Source organism: Tissierella pigra (assembly GCF_018917845.1).
Classification (GTDB): Bacteria; Bacillota; Clostridia; order Tissierellales; family Tissierellaceae; genus Tissierella; species Tissierella pigra.
The window spans coordinates 3,323,182-3,342,626 of sequence record NZ_JAHLPJ010000001.1 but is presented as its reverse complement, the minus strand read 5'-3'; the positions used below and the strand labels follow the sequence as shown (position 1 = coordinate 3,342,626).

The following is a 19,445-nucleotide window of genomic DNA, read 5'->3' as shown; positions in this document are numbered from 1 at the left end:
TAATATAGAGGTGAAAATTTTTAAGGAGTAACCTATATGAAAGAGATAAAAATAGAATCTTATGGGAAAATAAACTTAGGTTTAGATGTATTATATAAAAGAGAAGATAACTACCATGAATTAAGTACCATAATGCAGCAAATAGATTTAAGTGATATATTGACCATAAAGGATATAAAAGAAGGTATAAAACTAGAAAGTAACCATAGAGATGTACCACTAGATTCTAGAAATCTGGTATATAAGTCTTGGGAAAAGATTAAGGAGAAAACTGGAATAAATAGGGGAGTTTATATAAATATAAATAAGAGAATACCAGTATCAGCAGGTTTAGCAGGAGGAAGCACCAACGCGGCAGCTACTTTAAAGGGTCTAAATGAACTTTGGGATTTAAAATTAAATGAAGAAGAACTAAGAAATATTGCAGTAGAAATAGGAGCAGACGTACCTTTTTGTACTATGGGGGGAACAGCCTTGGCAGAAGGGATAGGTGAGAAATTGACTAAGTTAAAGTCATTTAAAAACCATCAATTACTTTTAATAAACCCTGGTATGGGAGTTTCCACTGTGGAAGTATATAAAAACCTAAGACTTAAAGGAAAAAGAACTTTAGATACTAACAAAATAATTTCTTCCATAGAAAATAATGATATAAAAACATTATCAGATAATATGATAAATGTAATGGAAGAAGTAGTCCTAGAAAACAATCCTATAATAGAAGAAATTAAGAATGACCTTATAAAATATGGTTCATTAAAGCCATTAATGAGTGGAAGTGGTCCTACAGTATTTGGATTCTTTGATGATTTAGATAAGTTGCACTATTGTAAAGATAAATTAGAAAAAAAATATACTAAGGGAATAGTTGTTGAAGGAAAGACAATTTAATAATGTATATAATACCCATCTTTTGTAAACTATATTAGTTACAGGAGGTGGGTTTTTTGTATTCTGAGTTACTGAGAATTTTAAGAGGATTAAACAATTACACCACTATTTTAATGGTAATAATAGTAGGGATATTTACCTTATTATTAGACGATAGAAAATTCAAACAAAAGGGATATATAAGAGAACTAAAGATATTGAAAATCATATCCTACTCCTATATAGCCATTGGCGGACTAATGTATATTTTATTATTGGTAATGTGAGGAGATAATTATGCAAAAGATAATTCTTAAAGATATAGAAAACAATTTAAAAGTAATAGAGGAACTGTTTAAGGATTGCTATGATATTGTAATCAGACGGATTGAAGTAGGAGATGTCTATAGGGTCAAAATGGCAATAGTATACATAGATGGATTGGTAAATAAGGACCATATATCAGAATATACTATTGGTGCTTTACTATCGGAAGAAGAGGTGAAAAATTTTTCACTTCAAGGGTTTAAGTCTAAATTAACAGATATTATATACAAAGAAGTCTTATATAGTTCTGAACTTTCAGAAGAACATCATATGGATAAAATAATAGATATTATTTTATCAGGAGATACTGTACTCTTTATAGATGGTATGGAACAAGCCATTATAATAGGCTCAAAAGGGTGGGCAACAAGGGGAATTAGTGAACCAGAAACAGAAACTGTAGTTAGAGGACCTAGGGAAGGTTTTACTGAAGTATTGAAGATAAATACAACTTTGATTAGAAGAAGAATAAGGGATACCAACCTTAAAATAACTATGCAGAAAGTAGGCAGAAGATCAAAGACTGATGTAGCTGTAATATATATGGATGATATAGTGGATAAGGGAGTATTGCAAGAAGTCAATGAAAGAATAAGGTCTATAGACATAGATGCCATACAAGATAGTTCCATGTTGGAAAATTTAATAGAAGATAATTATTTATCTGCATTTCCACAAATAGAGAATACAGAAAGACCCGATTCAGTAGCAGCAGCATTATGTGAGGGCAGAATAGCCATTATAGTAGATAATTCACCTTTTGCATTAATAGTACCTGCCACAATAGGTACACTTTTTCAGTCATCGGAAGACTATTATAACAGATGGACAGAGTCTCAGATTCTAAGAAGTTTAAGACTAGTGGCATTTTTTCTATGTGTATTGTCTCCTGCACTTTATATATCCATTATTTCATATCATCCAGGAATATTGCCTACAAAGCTTACATACTATTTAGCTGCCAGTAGGATAAATGTACCTTTCCCATCAGTAGTAGAAACATTTCTAATGGAAATAACAATAGAACTCATAAGGGAATCAGGTACAAGGATTTCAGGTCCCATAGGTACTACCATAGGAATAGTTGGAGGTCTTATAATAGGTCAGGCAGCAGTAGAGGCAGGAATAGTCAGCTCTATTTTAATAATTATAGTAGCTGTAACTACTATATCTTCATTTGCTATACCAAGTTATGAATTTGCATCAGGACTTAGGGTTTGGAGATTTTTACTTATTATATTTGCTGCATTTTTAGGGTTATATGGAGTAATGCTAGGACTTATAGTGCTTATTACTCATTTAATTAAACTAAATAGCTTTGGAGTACCATTTACATCCCCATATTCTGGTTTAGGTATAAGTCAAGGAGAGTTAAAGGATACATTATTCAAATCACCGATTCAATATTTAGAAGAAAGACCAACTTTTACTAAACCAAGAAATAAAGTAAGAATGAGGAGAACTTGGAAAGATGAGAGAGACTAATGAAATATCAAGTGTTCAAATAAGAGGATTAATTGTTTCTACAGTAATTGGTGTAGGAATATTATCTCTGCCCAATAAAATGGCAATAGCCATAGGAAATGACGGATGGATACCCATAATACTTGGAGGAATATTTTCGATTATAACTGTACTTATTATAAATAAAATATTTCAGATTTATCCAAACAAAGATTTTTTTGAAATAGGAAGAGAAGCTTTAGGAAAATGGATATTTAATTTTTTTATTTTTATTTTTTTTATATATAATATGACAGTTATGGCTTCTCTATCTAGGAATCTTGCAGAGTTAGTAAAAGCATTTTTATTAGAAACCACTCCTCCAGAAGTTTTGATAATCACCTTTATACTTGCTACAACATATATTGCAAGATCAGAAATACAAATAATTGGAAGATTAGGATACCATATATATCCAATTATAATAGTAAGTATAATAATCTTAATTATATTTTCTTTGCCAAGTATAGATTATACAAATGCACTACCAGTATTTCAGTTTGATATAAGCAAACTACCAAAGGCTGTGCTAGATTCCTATTTCAGCTTTGTAGGATTTGAAATACTTTTATTTGCAATCCCCTTTGCTGAAGATAGGAATAATAATTCTAAAATTGTAAGAACCAGTATTTCGGCAATAATTATAGTAACTATTATATATTTAGTAGTATTTTTCCTTACACTATCACAGTATGGATTACACAGTTTACAAAGGCAAGCATTCCCTACAATATCCCTTATTAAGGAAATAGATTTGCCAGGATTTTTTATTGAAAATCTAGATGGCGTAGCCATGGCTATTTGGACACTGGTTATATTTGCAACAATGGCTCCAACTTACTATTCAGCAGGAAAAATATTATCAAATTTACTTGCAGTAAGAGAACATGGTTTTTTTATAATTTCAATGATACCAATTATATATATTTTTTCATTGATTCCTCAAGATGTATTACAAATAGAAACTATACTAGGAACAATGATTAATTACCTTGGAATAATAAGTGTGGTTATTCTTCCGACTTTAATTTATCTTATAGGTCTCTTTAAAGTAAGGAGGCGAGCAGATGAATAAAAAAATAATATATCTGTCGATTATAATTATATTAATCCCATTTATGACAGGCTGCTGGGATATGCAGGAAATTAATCAAATCCTATTTCCCTATTCCATAGGAATAGACTTAAATGAAGGAGAAGGCGAAAGATATGTCATTACCATCACATATCCCAATATAAATGCCATAGGAAAAAATGCAACTCAAGAAGAAAGAATACATATAGTATCTACTGTTGCATCATCGGTATTTGAAGGGGCAACACAACTGTCCACCAGATTACAATATCCTTTTAATTTTAAGATGTTGAGGGTTTTAGTGTTAGGTAAAAATATAACAAATGATGCAGGGACCGTTAAGGAAATTATAGATGGAATGAGCAGGGATTTTAGTATCAGTAAAAAAGTAAGGATTTTACAAGCAGAAGATAGTGCTGAGGATTTGCTGCTTTCTATACCAAATGCAAAGAGGCAGGAAGTAATAGAAGGAACACTTTTTAGTATGTTAAGCGGTAAAAGAAGTACTTCTAGGTATACACCAATAACACTTACAGATTTTATTAGAGAAATAGATTTAAGTGGAGTAGCCATTGCTCCTAGAGCTGCAACAGGTGTGGAAGATATAAAGTTCTTTGGAGGTGCTATATTTAAAGACTATGAGCTAATAGGATATTTAGACGAAGTACAGAATAGGGCATTGACTATTTTAAAAGGAAAATGGAAAAGTGATTTAGTAGTAGCTTCATTTCAGGATATGACTATTTCTTATATAACTACTGGTTCTAAGATGAAAAGAAAGTTTATAAAAAATAATGAGGAGTTAAAAGTAAGACTGGAAATTCGAGTAGAAGGTGCATTGCAAGAATATATCCATAGAGAAAACCCAACACTTAATAATACAGAATTAATAGAAGATATGGAAAAAGCAATAGAAAAAGAGCTTACTAAAGAAACTAATCAGGTGTTGGAAATGCTGCAAAAAGAATATAAATCAGATGCCATAGGAATAGGTGAATATATATCAAAATTCCATCCTAAAGTATGGAAAGAGGTGGGGAACGATTGGGATGAAGTTTTTGCTGATATGGATATAGAAGTAGACATAGATGTTAAGATTAGAAGAAGGGGACTAGTTCAGTAGTGAATAGTGAAAAAATACTTCGCTTTGCGAAGTGTTTTTTAGTTTAATTGGTTTCCAATCCATTGGAAACTTCCAAAGCTATTCACTATTCACTATTAGTTATTAACTATTTAAAAAAATTATGTATAAAAAATAAACCCCTGGCAACAATGATAGTAAGAAGGGGGACAAGTCTATGAAATATAAAAAAATTATTTTGGTATTATCCTTATTTATAATTAGTTTTTCTTATATAATATATCCTTATATGGAAAATAAGGCTAAGGAAGGGTTTAAAAATGAACTCATAAGATTTCATATAAGGGCAAATAGCGATATGGAAGAAGATCAAGCATTGAAGCTGAAAATAAGAGATGAGATATTAAAAGAAATGAAAATGAAATTTAAAGATACTGAAACAATAGATGAAAGTAGGGAAGTAATAGAAGCTAATATGATGGATATGAAATCCATTACAGAAAATGTAATTAAAAGAGAAGGTAAGGACTATGAAGTAAATATAAGCTTAGGACAAGATAATTTTCCTACAAGAAAGTATGGGAATTTAGTATTACCAGCAGGGGAATATGAAACTTTACTTATTACTTTAGGAGAAGGTAAAGGTCAAAATTGGTGGTGTGTCATGTTTCCACCTTTGTGTTTTGTAGATATAGAACATTCAGTTGCATATAATCTAGAAAAAGAAGTAGAAACTGAAAAAGAAGAAGAACCAAAACTAAAATTAAAATGGAAAGTAGCAGATATAGTAAAAAATATAAAAAAGAAATAGATAAATAACTCCAATTAAGATATGGAGTTATTTTTTAGTGGAATTTTTATGAATAAAATCTGGAATATTACTTAAAATAAGTAAAACTATGAAAGGAGTAAATAATCTTGAAAAAATTTATTATAATTACCACTGTTTTATCAATGGTTTTGTTATCAGTATTTTCGTTCTATGAACCTCATGCAAGTAAGCAGAGTGGCTTTTATGCTCCAAGAATTCTTTACTGGGGATCTCAAGGTCAAGATGTAAGGACAGTTCAAGATAAACTACTTAGGTGGGGATACTATGATGGTAAAGTAGATGGAGTATATGGTGCAAGAACTTACAGAGCTGTAAGAAAGTTTCAAGCTAAAAATGGGCTTACAGTTGATGGCGTAGTAGGAACATCTACAGCTAAGGCATTGGGTATGGCAACAGCAGCAACTACTACTGCTTCAACAGGAGGAGTAGATAGAAAAACCGATGAATATCTATTAGCAAGGGCTATACATGGTGAAGCCAGAGGAGAACCTTATGTAGGAAAGGTAGCAGTAGCAGCAGTTATACTCAATCGAACTAGAAGCTCTTCTTTCCCAAATACAGTAGCCAGTGTAATATACCAGCCCCTTGCATTTACGGCAGTTGCTGATGGACAAATAAATCTAACTCCAAACAAAGATTCCATAAATGCCGCAAGAGATGCCTTAAATGGATGGGATCCAACCTATGGATGTCTGTATTATTGGAACCCAGTTACAGCAACATCTAAGTGGATATGGTCAAGAAAAGTAATGTTAAAAATAGGTAAACACTGGTTTGGAGTATAAATACAGCTAATAACTAATAGTGAATAGTGAATAATTTTTAGTAAGGTTTTCAGGTCTTTTAATCTTTTCAACTATTAGTTATTAACCATTCACTATTCACTAGAATAGAAAGGGAGGTAAAAATGGATAAGCGACGACATATAATTGCCCCAGCCTTACTAAGTCTTCTACTTATTGCATCATTAGTATGGGGATATAATCAAAATCAAAGTAGGATTAATTATGAAACTGCCTTAGAAAATACCTATCAGAGATTATTCTTCGATATTAAGAAACACGTAGAAAATGTTCAGGTAAACTTGTCTAAGGCACTAGTAGCCAGTTCCAAAGAGCAAAATGTAGTATTGTTTTCACAAATTATGAATGAGGCATTTTTTGCTAAAGAAAAATTGAGTCAAATGCCAATAACTCATGCAGAAACTGCAAAGACAGAAAAGTTTTTAACACAAACAGCAGATTACGCTTCTTATTTAATAAAGAAGCATATGCAGGGAGAAGATATAACCCAAGATCAAAGAGAAACATTAAACAGCCTTCAATCGAATTCTCAAGCATTTAACCAAGAATTATCAAAATTACATGATAGTCTGATGGATTCCAATTTTACATTAGGTGCTATGAGTAATCAGCAGAAAAAGAATGTGGAAGAAGGTAATAACCAAGTATTCCAGACATCTTTAGTGACAATGGATAAACAAATGGGAAAGATGCCAGAATTAATATATGATGGTCCTTTCTCAGATCAAATAGTAAATAAAAAGGCTATAGGACTACCGAAGAATGATGTATCTTTAAATGACGCCCAAAAAGCAGCACAGGATTTTTTCGGAAGAGATAGGGTAAAGGGTATTGAGGCATTTGAAGAAGGTGAGCATATAAATGAAGCAAGACTTCCAGCATATACATTTCATTTATATCCTAACAGCCAATCAAAAGACTTAGCAGTATATATGGGAGTATCTAGAAAAGGCGGTAAAGTAGTTTGGATGGAAAATCCAAGGCCAGTATCTAATGCAAAACTATCTATAAAAAATGCAGAAGAAAAGGCATTAAAGTATTTAAAGGAAAAGGGTTTTGAAAATATGGAGGCAAACTACTCGCTAAAATATAATGGAAGTATATTATTTAACTTTGCCAACACTCAAGATGATATAACCATTTATCCTGATTTAATTAAAGTGAAAGTAGCATTAGATACAGGGGAAATAGTAGGATTTAATGCATCTGCATATTATATGAACAACCAAGAAAGAAATATAACATCTCCGCATTTAACTGAGGAAGAGGCAAGAGCTAAAATAAAGACTAATTTTAATATAGATTCTGCTCGATTAGCCATAATACCAAGTGGTGCAAATGAAGTTTTATGTTATGAATTTAAAGGAAAATATAATAAATCAGATTTTATAGTATATATAAATGCCTTAGATGGCAGAGAAGAACAAATTCTACAAATAATAAAAGATGAAAATGGTACTCTAACATTTTAATAAAAACAAGGTTTCGGATAGTTTTCCGAAACCTTGTTTCTTGTATTTTCTTGCAATTTTTGTTTAAAAACCATATAATTAGGATATAGTCTAAATATATATACATATATATAGATAAATATAAATTTAGGAGGTATAGTCGTGAAAAAATTATCATTATTATCATTGTTACTTGCACTTACAATATCACTTACAGCTTGTACAGGCGGAGAATTGAAGCTTTATAATGGATTTAACAAAATGCAGAATATAACGTCAGTAGAGACTGAAACAGAAGTGAATTTCACTTTCAAAGGTGAAGGTTTTGCAGAGGAAGAACAAGTAGTATTTGACCAAATATCTGCTATGTTCAATGATTCAAGTATTAAAATTCACCAAAAATCAACTCAAAATAAAGAAAAGACAGTTGCTAAAGCAGAAATGAATACAGATATGAACTTTGGCGGAATGGGTATGAATACTAAAGTTTGGGTTGATGTAGATATGTCAAAGGATAAACCTAAAATTGTAGAAATAATAAAAATGCCTCAAATGTTAATGGCATCTATGGCTGCAGATGGAACACCAAAGGAATATGTAGTATATGATATAGGTGATATTCTAAATCAAGAAGATGCTTTAAACTTCACTGAATTAGCAAACTTTATGAAAGAATTTCAACCTAAATTAACTGAATTTATGAAATCAATGGAAAAAGATTTCAAGCCTAGTATAGAACTAGTTAAAGAAAAAGGAAAAAGAGAAATTGATGGAAAGAAATTAGATATATATGAATTAAAATTAAATGATGATACTCTAAAAGAATTAGTAAAATATGCAGTAAACTATAGTCTAGATTCAGAAGTAGTTATGAATTTTATAAAAGAGTATATGAATCAAGTGACAAAAGTGGCATTGGCAAATATGCCAGAAAATGAAAGAGCAGATGGAGAAAAAGAAATAAAGGCAGTAACGGAAGAATTAGAGAAGAAATTGCCAGAATTTAAAACACAGTTTAATAAGTTTATGGAAGATTACAAAGATGTTAAGATACTAGGACAAAATGGAATAAAGATTGAATATGGAATCGATAACAAAGGATATATAGTTCATGAAAAAGGAAATATTGATTTAAGAATTGATTTAGCCAATATATCAAAAGTTATGGGTGAAGAAGTAAAAGGTATAATAAACTTGGGAATCAACTATAACTCAAAGAGCTATAATATAAACCAAGATATTAAAATAGAAATGCCAACTTTAAATAAAGATAACTCCATTAGCTTTATGGAATTAATGGAAAGCCAAATGAATCAAATCCATTCTCCACAACCACAATTACCATAAAAAATAAGAGAACATATTTAATATGTTCTCTTTTTGCTAATAAATAAGTATAATAGAGATAGAAGATAGTTAAAGGAGTGTTTTCATGGACAACAGACCAATAGGAGTATTTGATTCTGGAATTGGTGGACTTACTGTACTTAAAGAAATAATGGAACAATTACCAGGTGAAGATATAGTATATTTTGGTGATACAGCAAGGATACCCTATGGCTCTAGATCAAAGGAAACTGTAATAAAATATGTAATAGAGTCATTTGATTTTTTAATGACTAAGGATATAAAAGCAATTGTCATAGCATGTAATACAGCTTCAGCTTTGGCAATGGAAGAAGCACAAGCTAAGTTTAGTGTTCCAATTATAGGAGTAGTAGAGCCTGGAGCTAAGGCTGCTGCAGGGTGCAGTAAGAACAATACCATAGGTATAATAGGTACAGAAGGAACTATAAATTCTGGTGCATATCAAAAAAAAGTAAGGAAGATATTACCTACAGCAGAAATCATAGGGGTGTCCTGCCCATTATTCGTGCCTATAGTAGAAGAAGGCTGGGAAAATTCAGATGTAGCTGAATTGGCTGCGAGAAAATATTTATTGGATTTAAAAGAACACAATATAGATACTTTAGTATTGGGATGTACTCACTATCCTACCTTAAGATATACCATAGGGAAAATATTAGGAGAAAAAGTAACTCTAGTAAATCCAGCTTACGAAACTGCAAAGCTTACTAAAAATATATTAAAAGAAGAAGGATTACTAAATGAGAAAATAGATGGTGGAACTTATAGATACTATGTAAGTGATGCTCCAAGTAAATTCCAAAGAATAGGCGGAAATATTATTAGAAGAGAAATAGATGTAGTTGAAAAAGTAGTATTAGGCAATTAATAGTGAATAGTTATTTCCTATTCACTAAATTAGGCGGAGAACCGCCTAATTTTAGGCAATAGATGCCAAATATTAAGCGCTAAGGAGGATTCTATGAAAGACTTATTTTTTAGGGAAAATGTATTGGATATTTTAGATTACCTAGAGGAAGGACTACATATCATAGATAAAAACGGTATAATAGTGTATTATAATAAGTTTGCACAAGGAATAGATGGAATAGACAGAGAAAAAGTCATAGGCAGACACTTACTGGAAGTATACCCATCTTTGACTGATGAAACCAGTACCCTTTTAACAGTAATCCGTACTGGAGAGCCTCTATATAAGAAAGAGCAAACTTTTATCAACTATAAAGGAGAAAAGATCACAACTATAAATACATCTATTCCAATTAAATCTAAAGGACGAATAGTAGGAGCCTTAGAAATATCCAAGGATATAACCACAGTTAGACAGATGTCAGAAAAAATAGTTGAGCTTCAAGATAAATTATATAATAAGAAGCAGAAACCTTCTACAAAGAAAACAAATGAATCAGCAGAATACACATTATTGGATATTATAGGAGAAGATAAAGAAATTTTGAGGCTAAAATCCATTGTGTTGAAGGCAGGGGAATCAGATATATCAGTATTAGTATCTGGAGATACAGGTACAGGAAAGGAATTGTTTGTCCATTCTATTCACAATGTAAGCCATAGAAGCTCTAAGCCTTTTATTACACAAAACTGTGCGGCATTACCTGCAAATCTTCTTGAAGGAATTCTATTTGGAACCATAAAAGGAGGATTTACAGGAGCAGAAGATAGACCAGGATTATTTGAATTGGCCCATGGTGGAACTCTTTTTTTAGATGAAATTAACTCCATGCCCTTAGAACTTCAGTCAAAGCTTTTAAGAGTATTGCAGGATGGGAATATAAGAAGAGTTGGAGCTACAAATACTATAAAAGTTGACGTTAGAATAATAGCAGCAACTAATATTCCTCCAGAGGAAGCAATAGAAAAAAGACAAATAAGAAAAGATCTATACTATAGACTAAATGTATTGTCTCTTGAAATCCCACCATTGAGGGAAAGAAAAGGAGATATTCCAATTTTAGTAAATTACTTTATAAATAAGTTCAATAAAAAATTTGATAAAAAAGTAGAGAATATATCTAATGAAGTCTTGAACATATTCAATAATTATGACTGGAGTGGAAATGTACGAGAACTGGAACATTTACTAGAAGGAATAATTGGCATATCAGATAAAAAAATATTAGAAGTAGAAGACCTACCATATAAATTCAAGAAATATAAAAAAGAAACCATACAAAATCTATCCCTTACAGAGATTTTAGAAACAACGGAAAAAGAAATAATAAAAGAAGCCTTAGGAAAAACAGATAATAATATAACTAAAACAGCAGAAATACTAGGAATACCAAGGCAAACTTTGCAGTATAAAATACAAAGGTTGAAGCTTTAACTTCAACCTTTGTATTTTATATAATTATGAGTTAGCTTTGCCGAAAAATGGGCAGATTTTTATATGATAAACACTTCTTTGGCAGAAAATACTTTATTTTCTTTATAAAAAATTTATACTGAATCTCTCAAATCTAGTTAAATTCACCAAAATACTTAATTTACAATTCAAAATTCACAATTCAAAATTTGTCAACAAATAGTTGGCATATCTTTTGCATTATATAATTATAAATAAATTTTTAACAATATACTGGGAGGAATGTAAAATGAAAAAAGGATGTCCATACGGAACGCATAGAGTTATTGAACCAAAGGGAGTTTTACCACAACCAGCATTAAAAATTGACAATGATATGGAGATTTATGACAACGAAATACTTATAGATGTTCAAACACTTAATGTAGATTCAGCAAGTTTTACACAAATAAAAGAACAGGCTAATGGAGATATAGAAGAAATCAAGAAAATAATGAAAGGCATAGTGGCAGAAAGAGGAAAGCACCAAAATCCAGTTACAGGATCAGGTGGAATGTTAATAGGTACAGTGGAAAAAATAGGACCAGCTTTAGAAGGAAAAACTGACCTTAAAGTAGGAGATAAAATAGCTACTTTAGTTTCTTTATCTTTAACACCTCTTAGAATAGATGAATTTAAAGAAATAAGAAAAGATGTAGACCAAGTTGATATAGTAGGTAAGGCAATATTATTTGAATCAGGAATTTATGCAGTTATTCCATCAGATATGCCAGAAAACTTAGCACTATCAGTATTAGACGTAGCAGGAGCACCAGCACAAACAGCGAAACTAGTTAAACCAGGAGATACTGTAGTAGTTATAGGAGGAACAGGAAAATCAGGTATGCTTTGCCTATACGAAGCGAAAAAGAGAGCAGGAGTTACAGGAAAAGTTATTTGTATTGGCTCAAGGGACACTACTTTACAAAGATGTAAAGATTCAAACTTAGCAGATGTATATATAAAAGCCAATGCAACAGATGCAGTAGAAATCTTAGAAAAAGTAAAAGAAGCTACTAATGGAGAAATGGCAGATATAGTAATCAATACAGTAAATATCCCAAATACAGAAATGTCAAGTATTTTAATTTGCAAGGATAGGGGAATAGTTTACTTCTTCAGTATGGCAACAAGCTTTACAAAGGCTGCTTTAGGAGCAGAAGGAGTAGGTAAAGACGTAACTATGATAGTAGGAAACGGATATACAAAAGACCATGCAGCAATATCATTAGAACTAATGAGAGAATCAGAAGAATTAAGAAAAATATTTACAGAACTTTATGCCTAAAAAACAGTTAATAGTGAAAAGTGAATAGTTGCTGTTCACTTTTCACCATTCACTATTAGTTATTAACTAAAAATAAGGGGGACTTATCTTGAGAAGGTATAATGAAATTGAACTTTGGAAAGATGTTAGCGAGGAAGAATGGAATGACTGGCGTTGGCAAGTTAGAAATAGAATTTCTGATGTAGATACTTTAAAAAAAATAATCAATATAACAGAAGAAGAAGAAAAGAATATAGGTGCTGTACTTGAAAAATTTAGAGTAGGAATTACACCATATTATGCTTCACTAATGGACCCAGATGATCCTCATTGTCCAGTGAGAATGCAGGCAGTACCAACAATAATGGAAACTCATATTAGCGATTCAGACCTAGAAGACCCACTACATGAAGATGAAGATTCACCAGTACCAGGATTAACTCATAGATACCCAGATAGAGTATTGTTTTTAATTACAGATCAATGTTCAATGTATTGCAGACATTGTACTAGAAGAAGATTTGCAGGACAGAAAGACACAGGAGTACCAAGAGACAGAATAGATGCCTGTATAGAATATATAAGAAATACACCTGAAGTAAGAGATGTGTTATTGTCAGGGGGAGACTGTTTATTAGTATCTGATGATGTTTTAGAATATATTATCTCAAAATTAAGAGAAATTCCACATGTGGAAATAGTAAGACTAGGAAGTCGTACGCCAGTAGTACTTCCACAAAGAATTACAGATGATCTAGTAAATATGTTGAAAAAATACCATCCAATATGGTTAAATACCCACTTTAATCATCCAAAAGAAATAACTGCTGAATCAAAAGCTGCCTGTGAGAGATTAGCAAATGCAGGTATCCCTTTAGGAAATCAATCTGTATTACTTAGAGGAATCAATGATTGTCCACATATAATGAAGGATTTGGTACATGGATTAGTTAAAATGAGAGTAAGACCTTATTATATCTATCAATGTGACCTTTCCATGGGAATTGAACACTTTAGAACCAAAGTATCTAAAGGTATTGAAATAATAGAAGCCCTAAGAGGTCATACATCAGGCTATGCAGTACCTACATTTGTAGTAGATGCACCAGGTGGTGGAGGAAAGACTCCAGTAATGCCTCAATATATTATCTCCCAATCACCAACTAAAGTAGTGCTAAGAAACTACGAAGGAATTATTACAACATATACAGAACCACAAATCATAGAAGAACCATGCGATTGTCCTGTATGTAAAGGGGAAAGACAAGGAAAAATCACAGGAGTAGCAGAACTTTTACAAGGTAACGAAGTAAAATCCATGGAACCAAGTGATTTGGAGAGACATAATAGGAAACACTAGGATGTTTCCACTTGTGAATTTTGAATTAAAACCATAAACAATTCAAAATTTGCCACTGAAAGGAGCATCTTATGTTAGAGTTTATAAATGGTAAATATAAAACAATATCTATAGTGGGTATGGCTAAAAATAGTGGAAAGACTGTTACACTTAATCATTTAATAGGAGAGGCTGTCGAACAGGGAGTGACCATAGGAATTACCTCCATAGGTAGAGATGGAGAATCTTTAGACATCGTTACAGAAACTGAGAAGCCTCGTATCTATGTAGAAGCAGGTACACTGATTGCTACATCTACAGGAATGATTGGTTTAGGAGATGCTACTATTGAAATACTTACAGTAACAGAATATAGAACGCCTTTAGGTGAAATAGTCATAGGTAGAGTAAAAGATGAGGGTTATGTTGAAGTAGCAGGCCCTCAGCTTCTTTCTGAAATAAAAAATGTATCAGATATTATGTTAAACTTAGGTGCAAAATTTGTCATTATAGACGGAGCTTTAGATAGGTTATCTCAAGCAGCCCCGGCTATATCAGAAGCTACCATATTAGCTACAGGAGCAGTATTATCTCGTGATATAAATAAAGTCATAGAAGAAACAATCCATACAGTAAACACTTTGAGCCTTCCCGTAGTAGAAGATATGAAAGTCAGAAATATCATAAGAAAATTAATGGACAACAATGAAATAGCAGTCATAGATGAAAATAAAAAAGTAACAAATATTCCTTTAAAAACTGCTTTAAATGGAGGGCATATCATAGGAGATTATCTAAGAGATAACTCAAGATATTTAGTGATTCCAGGTTCTTTAGTGAAAAAGACCATAGAGGATTTGAGAAGAACTACGAGACGATATAAAAATATAGATATAGTAATTCGTGATGGAACTAAAATATTTATAAATCCAAAGGATTGGCTGGTGTTTCTACATGCAGGTGTAAGAGTAAAGGTATTGGATCCTGTAAACTTAATATGTATTACACTAAACCCTTATGCTCCAGCAGGTTACTATTTTGAGCCAAGGGAATTTCTATCTAAAATGAAATCTTACATAACTAAAATACCAGTAATGGATTTAGTATTAGGTGGTGAGTAAATGGAATTCATGGATGAAAAAACCATAGAAACCTTAGAATTTAGATATATTCTAAACAATATAAAAACCCTTACACCTTACGGGAAAATGTATAAAAATAGACTAAAAGCCTTTGAAATAGGAGAAGAAAAGAAATTAATAGAGGAACTAGGTAGAATAGAATCCTATCTTCCTGTTGTAGAAAACAGAGAAATTATAAGCCCCATAGATAGTATCTTTTCCCATGTAAAAGATTTAAGAGCTTCCATTAAACGTACTATGGAGGACTTTATTCTTACAGAAGTAGAGTTGTTTGAAATAAAGACCTTTCTTTTTATAGTCAAAGACTTAAATGAAATAATAAAAAAATATAATATTAAAGTATATGAAAATACAGAGATCATACCAATAAAGTCTTTAGAAAGACTTTTAGACCCTGAAGAAACAGGAGTTTCCACATTTTATATCTACGACAACTATTCCGAAGAGCTAAAGTCTATTAGAGAGAAAAAAAGAAATCTAGATAAGGAAATCAAAATAGAGAAAAAGAAGATTAGGGAAAAAATAGAAGAGGAGTTTAAACTAAGGCTTCAACCAGATTTATCACTATCTATACCAAAGAGTAATAGAGAATTAATAGAAAAAGTTGAAAATTATCCTTACCTTATTTATACATCAGAAACCTATATAAATATAAAATTCGCCATAAAACCAACAGAATATATGATAAATCTAGAACAGGAAGTACTTATTTTAAAAGGGAAGGAAGAAAAAGAAGAATTAAGAATTAGAGAATTCCTGTCACAAGAAATAAATAAAAGAAAAAAAGAAATATTTAGAAATATGAGAAGTATTGGGATGCTAGATTTGATTTTAGGAAAAGCCAAATATGCTTTAGATATAAATGGAGTAAAACCAGAAATAATACAAGAACATAAAATAGTAATTGAAGATGGAATCCATCCCAAAGTTTGTTACGCTTTAAAAGAAAAGGATTTAGAATTTACCCCTATATCTATAGAGTTGAAAGAAGGAGCAACCTGTATAACAGGTGCTAATATGGGTGGAAAAACCATTAGTTTAAAACTTGTAGGACTATTATCTGCAATGGCACAATATGGATTATTTGTACCAGCCAAAAAGATGAAATATGGACTAAATAAATTTATAAAAACCTCCATAGGAGATATGCAGTCTGCGGATTCAGGATTATCTACCTTTGGGGGAGAAATAAAAACTGTCAGCGAAGCTATAAATTTAGCCAATGAAAGAGGAATCATTTTAATAGACGAATTAGCAAGGGGAACTAATCCAGAAGAAGGCTATGCCATATCAAAGGCAATAGTTAGTTACTTAAAAGATAAGAGACTCATAAGCCTTTTGACTACACACTATGATAATATAGCCAATTTAGAAAGAGTAGTTCATCTTCAAGTAATAGGCTTATCAAAAATAAATATATTTGACTTAGCAGAAGAACTAGATGCAGATAAAAAAATGCAGATAATCAACAAATATATGGATTATCGTTTAAGAGTAGTAGCAAAAAATGCACCAGTTCCCAAAGATGCACTAAATATAGCTAGAATAATGGGATTAGATGAAAAAATACTTAAAATAGCAGAAAGATATATCAGTAGTTGAACTAAAAAAAGAGGGAGTGAATTAAATGAGCAAACTTAATCTCGATCAAAGTTTAATAGAAAGTTGTCGAAATGCTGCTAAAAATATTGCAAGTGAGACACAAAAATTTATCGATGAACACACTACAACAGCAACAGAAAGAACCATTACCAGACTTCTTGGAGTAGATGGAGTAGATGAAATAGAGAAACCATTGCCAAATGTTATAGTAGATAATATAAAAGAAGGTGGAGGCTTAGAAAGAGGGGCAGCTTATTGGATAGGAAATGCAATGGTGCAAACAGGCTTGACACCTCAAGAAGTAGCAGAAAAAGTGGCTCTAGGAGAAATCGATATAACAAGACTTCCGGCAAGTGATGAAGGAAAGATAAAAGAAACCATATATAAAATTGCAGAAGAAACCGTATTTAAGATTAAAGAAAATAGAAATAAAAGACAACATTACTTAAACACCATAGGAGAAGGAGAAAAACCATATCTGTATGTAATTGTAGCCACAGGAAATATATATGAAGATATAGTCCAAGCTAAAGCAGCTGCTCGTCAAGGAGCAGATGTAGTAGCAGTTATTAGAACCACAGGACAATCACTTCTAGACTATGTACCTTATGGACCTACTACAGAAGGATTTGGAGGAACTTATGCAACTCAAGAAAACTTTAGACTAATGAGAGAGGCATTAGATGAAGTAGGAGAAGAAGTAGGAAGATATATAAGACTATGTAACTACTGTTCAGGACTTTGTATGCCAGAAATTGCAGCTATGGGAGCCATTGAAAGACTAGATATGATGCTAAATGATGCCCTGTATGGAATCTTATTTAGAGATATAAATATGCAGAGAACCTTAATAGACCAATATTTCTCCAGAATGATAAATGGTTTCGCAGGTATTATTATAAATACAGGTGAAGACAATTACTTAACTACAGATGATGCAGTAGAAGCAGCACATACAGTATTGGCATCACAATTTATAAATGAACAATTTGCACTTAAAGCAGGAATACCAGAGGAGCAAATGGGACTAGGCCATGCTTTTGAAATGGATCCTGATGTGGAAAACGGATTTTTATTGGAATTGGCTCAAGCACAAATGGCTAGAGAAATATTTCCCAATGCACCACTGAAATATATGCCGCCTACAAAGTTTATGACAGGAAATATACTTAAAGGTCATGTACAAAATGCTATGTTTAATATGGTGTCCATTATGACAAATCAAGGTATTCAACTATTAGGTATGCTGACAGAAGCCATACACACACCACATTTACAAGATAGATATTTGTCCATAGAAAATGCAAAATATGTATTCAACAATGCAAGAAGTCTTGGAGAAGAAATAGAATTTAAAAAAGATGGTATAATCCAAAACAGAGCACAAGAAGTTCTGCAAAATGCAGAAAAACTCTTAACTCAAATAGAGAAAGAGGGATTGTTTAAAACCATAGAAGAAGGAAAATTTGGTGGAGTAAAAAGAACTCCTACAGGCGGAAAAGGATTAGATGGAGTAGCAAAGAAAGACTCTGGTTATTTTAATCCATTTGTAGAGCTAATGCTAGGAGGTAGAGAATAATGGCTGAAGTTCAAAAAGTAGATCTAACAAAAATAAAACCCTATGGAGATACATTAAATGATGGAATGGTACAAATGGGATTTACCCTTCCAGTGCCTCAAGGTGACGAAGCCTCAGAAGCAGCGAGACAATTAGCAAGAAAAATGGGTTTTGAAGAACCATCTGTAGTATATTCAAAGGATTTAGGTGTAGGATATACTTACTTTGTAGTATATGGTAAAACTACTCATACAGTAGATTTTACAAAAATAGAAGTGCCAAAGGTAGATGTAGATATATTATCTAAAGAAGAAGTGGAAATATATATAAAAGATAATATAAAAAGAAATGTAGTAATAGTAGGAGCTTGTACAGGTACAGATGCCCATACAGTAGGAATAGATGCCATAATGAACATGAAAGGCTATGCAGGACATTTTGGTCTAGAAAGATATGAAGGAGTAGACGCATACAATCTAGGTTCTCAAGTTCCGAATGAAGAATTAGTGGCAAAGGCAATAGAATTAAAAGCAGATGGAATCCTAGTATCACAAGTAGTTACACAAAAGGATGTACACATACCAAATATGACAGAACTAGTAGAGCTACTTGAAGCCGAAGGAATGAGAGACAAAATAATACTATGCTGTGGAGGTCCGAGAATTAGCCACGAATTGGCAAAAGAATTAGGCTACGATGCGGGATTTGGCACAGGAAGTTTTGCAGAAGATGTGGCAACCTTTGTAGTTACAGAAATGGTAAATAGAGGATTAGTATAGAATAAATCCAATATTTTTCAATAACTCCGATTTTTGGTGACTAAAACTAAAAATCGGAGTTATTGCTTTGGTTGACCTAAGACCTT

At 31.9% G+C, this 19,445-nt stretch carries 17 protein-coding genes; all 17 read left to right on the top strand.

Features of this window, described 5'->3' with window-relative positions:
- Nucleotides 1–36: 36 nt before the first annotated feature.
- The 17 genes from ispE (at nucleotide 37) to kamE (ending at nucleotide 19,359) form a co-directional block, all read left to right on the top strand.
- Nucleotides 37–891 carry a 4-(cytidine 5'-diphospho)-2-C-methyl-D-erythritol kinase gene (ispE, locus tag KQI41_RS16290; protein ID WP_216585729.1) on the top strand — a complete coding sequence of 285 codons (855 nt, stop codon included), beginning with the start codon at nucleotides 37–39 and terminating at the stop codon, nucleotides 889–891.
- A gap of 56 nt (nucleotides 892–947) precedes the next feature.
- Nucleotides 948–1,157, top strand: coding sequence for a CLC_0170 family protein (locus KQI41_RS16285; protein ID WP_154439021.1), 210 nt, complete (start codon nucleotides 948–950; stop codon nucleotides 1,155–1,157).
- Nucleotides 1,158–1,167: 10 nt separating this feature from the next.
- Nucleotides 1,168–2,682 (top strand): spore germination protein, encoded by a 1,515-nt coding sequence (locus KQI41_RS16280; RefSeq protein WP_216585728.1) that lies wholly within the window; start codon nucleotides 1,168–1,170, stop codon nucleotides 2,680–2,682.
- On the top strand, nucleotides 2,669–3,775 hold the full coding sequence (locus KQI41_RS16275) for a GerAB/ArcD/ProY family transporter (RefSeq protein ID WP_216585727.1): 1,107 nt from the start codon (nucleotides 2,669–2,671) through the stop codon (nucleotides 3,773–3,775). Before KQI41_RS16280 ends, KQI41_RS16275 begins: the two co-directional genes overlap by 14 nt.
- Complete coding sequence (locus KQI41_RS16270) at nucleotides 3,768–4,898, top strand: Ger(x)C family spore germination protein (protein WP_216585726.1); 1,131 nt, start codon at nucleotides 3,768–3,770, stop codon at nucleotides 4,896–4,898. The genes KQI41_RS16275 and KQI41_RS16270 overlap by 8 nt, the downstream gene beginning before the upstream one ends.
- A gap of 175 nt (nucleotides 4,899–5,073) precedes the next feature.
- Nucleotides 5,074–5,667, top strand: coding sequence for a stage II sporulation protein R (gene spoIIR, locus KQI41_RS16265; protein WP_216585725.1), 594 nt, complete (start codon nucleotides 5,074–5,076; stop codon nucleotides 5,665–5,667).
- 107 nt (nucleotides 5,668–5,774) lie between these two features.
- Entirely contained in the window at nucleotides 5,775–6,473 is a 699-nt protein-coding gene (sleB, locus tag KQI41_RS16260; protein WP_229768479.1) for a spore cortex-lytic enzyme, read from the top strand.
- Between the two features lie 122 nt (nucleotides 6,474–6,595).
- Nucleotides 6,596–7,963, top strand: a complete 1,368-nt coding sequence (gene ypeB, locus KQI41_RS16255) for a germination protein YpeB (protein ID WP_216585724.1) — start codon at nucleotides 6,596–6,598, stop codon at nucleotides 7,961–7,963.
- A gap of 141 nt (nucleotides 7,964–8,104) precedes the next feature.
- On the top strand, nucleotides 8,105–9,289 hold the full coding sequence (locus KQI41_RS16250) for a hypothetical protein (protein ID WP_216585723.1): 1,185 nt from the start codon (nucleotides 8,105–8,107) through the stop codon (nucleotides 9,287–9,289).
- Between the two features lie 85 nt (nucleotides 9,290–9,374).
- Nucleotides 9,375–10,178 carry a glutamate racemase gene (murI, locus tag KQI41_RS16245; RefSeq protein WP_216585722.1) on the top strand — a complete coding sequence of 268 codons (804 nt, stop codon included), beginning with the start codon at nucleotides 9,375–9,377 and terminating at the stop codon, nucleotides 10,176–10,178.
- 93 nt (nucleotides 10,179–10,271) lie between these two features.
- Nucleotides 10,272–11,654: a sigma-54 interaction domain-containing protein gene (locus KQI41_RS16240; protein WP_216585721.1), complete on the top strand. Its 1,383-nt coding sequence runs from the start codon at nucleotides 10,272–10,274 to the stop codon at nucleotides 11,652–11,654.
- Between the two features lie 268 nt (nucleotides 11,655–11,922).
- The gene (gene kdd, locus KQI41_RS16235; protein ID WP_154439029.1) at nucleotides 11,923–12,960 is read left to right on the top strand and encodes an L-erythro-3,5-diaminohexanoate dehydrogenase; all 1,038 of its coding nucleotides are present in this window, start codon (nucleotides 11,923–11,925) and stop codon (nucleotides 12,958–12,960) included.
- Between the two features lie 88 nt (nucleotides 12,961–13,048).
- Nucleotides 13,049–14,299 (top strand): lysine 2,3-aminomutase, encoded by a 1,251-nt coding sequence (kamA, locus tag KQI41_RS16230; protein WP_216585720.1) that lies wholly within the window; start codon nucleotides 13,049–13,051, stop codon nucleotides 14,297–14,299.
- 71 nt (nucleotides 14,300–14,370) lie between these two features.
- Nucleotides 14,371–15,399 carry a lysine 5,6-aminomutase reactivase subunit KamB gene (gene kamB, locus KQI41_RS16225; RefSeq protein WP_216585719.1) on the top strand — a complete coding sequence of 343 codons (1,029 nt, stop codon included), beginning with the start codon at nucleotides 14,371–14,373 and terminating at the stop codon, nucleotides 15,397–15,399.
- Nucleotides 15,400–17,022, top strand: coding sequence for a lysine 5,6-aminomutase reactivase ATPase KamC (gene kamC / locus KQI41_RS16220; protein ID WP_216585718.1), 1,623 nt, complete (start codon nucleotides 15,400–15,402; stop codon nucleotides 17,020–17,022). It abuts the gene before it with no gap.
- Nucleotides 17,023–17,047: 25 nt separating this feature from the next.
- The gene (kamD, locus tag KQI41_RS16215) at nucleotides 17,048–18,601 is read left to right on the top strand and encodes a lysine 5,6-aminomutase subunit alpha (RefSeq protein WP_154439033.1); all 1,554 of its coding nucleotides are present in this window, start codon (nucleotides 17,048–17,050) and stop codon (nucleotides 18,599–18,601) included.
- On the top strand, nucleotides 18,601–19,359 hold the full coding sequence (kamE, locus tag KQI41_RS16210; RefSeq protein WP_216585717.1) for a lysine 5,6-aminomutase subunit beta: 759 nt from the start codon (nucleotides 18,601–18,603) through the stop codon (nucleotides 19,357–19,359). Before kamD ends, kamE begins: the two co-directional genes overlap by 1 nt.
- The last annotated feature ends 86 nt before the right edge of the window (nucleotides 19,360–19,445 follow it).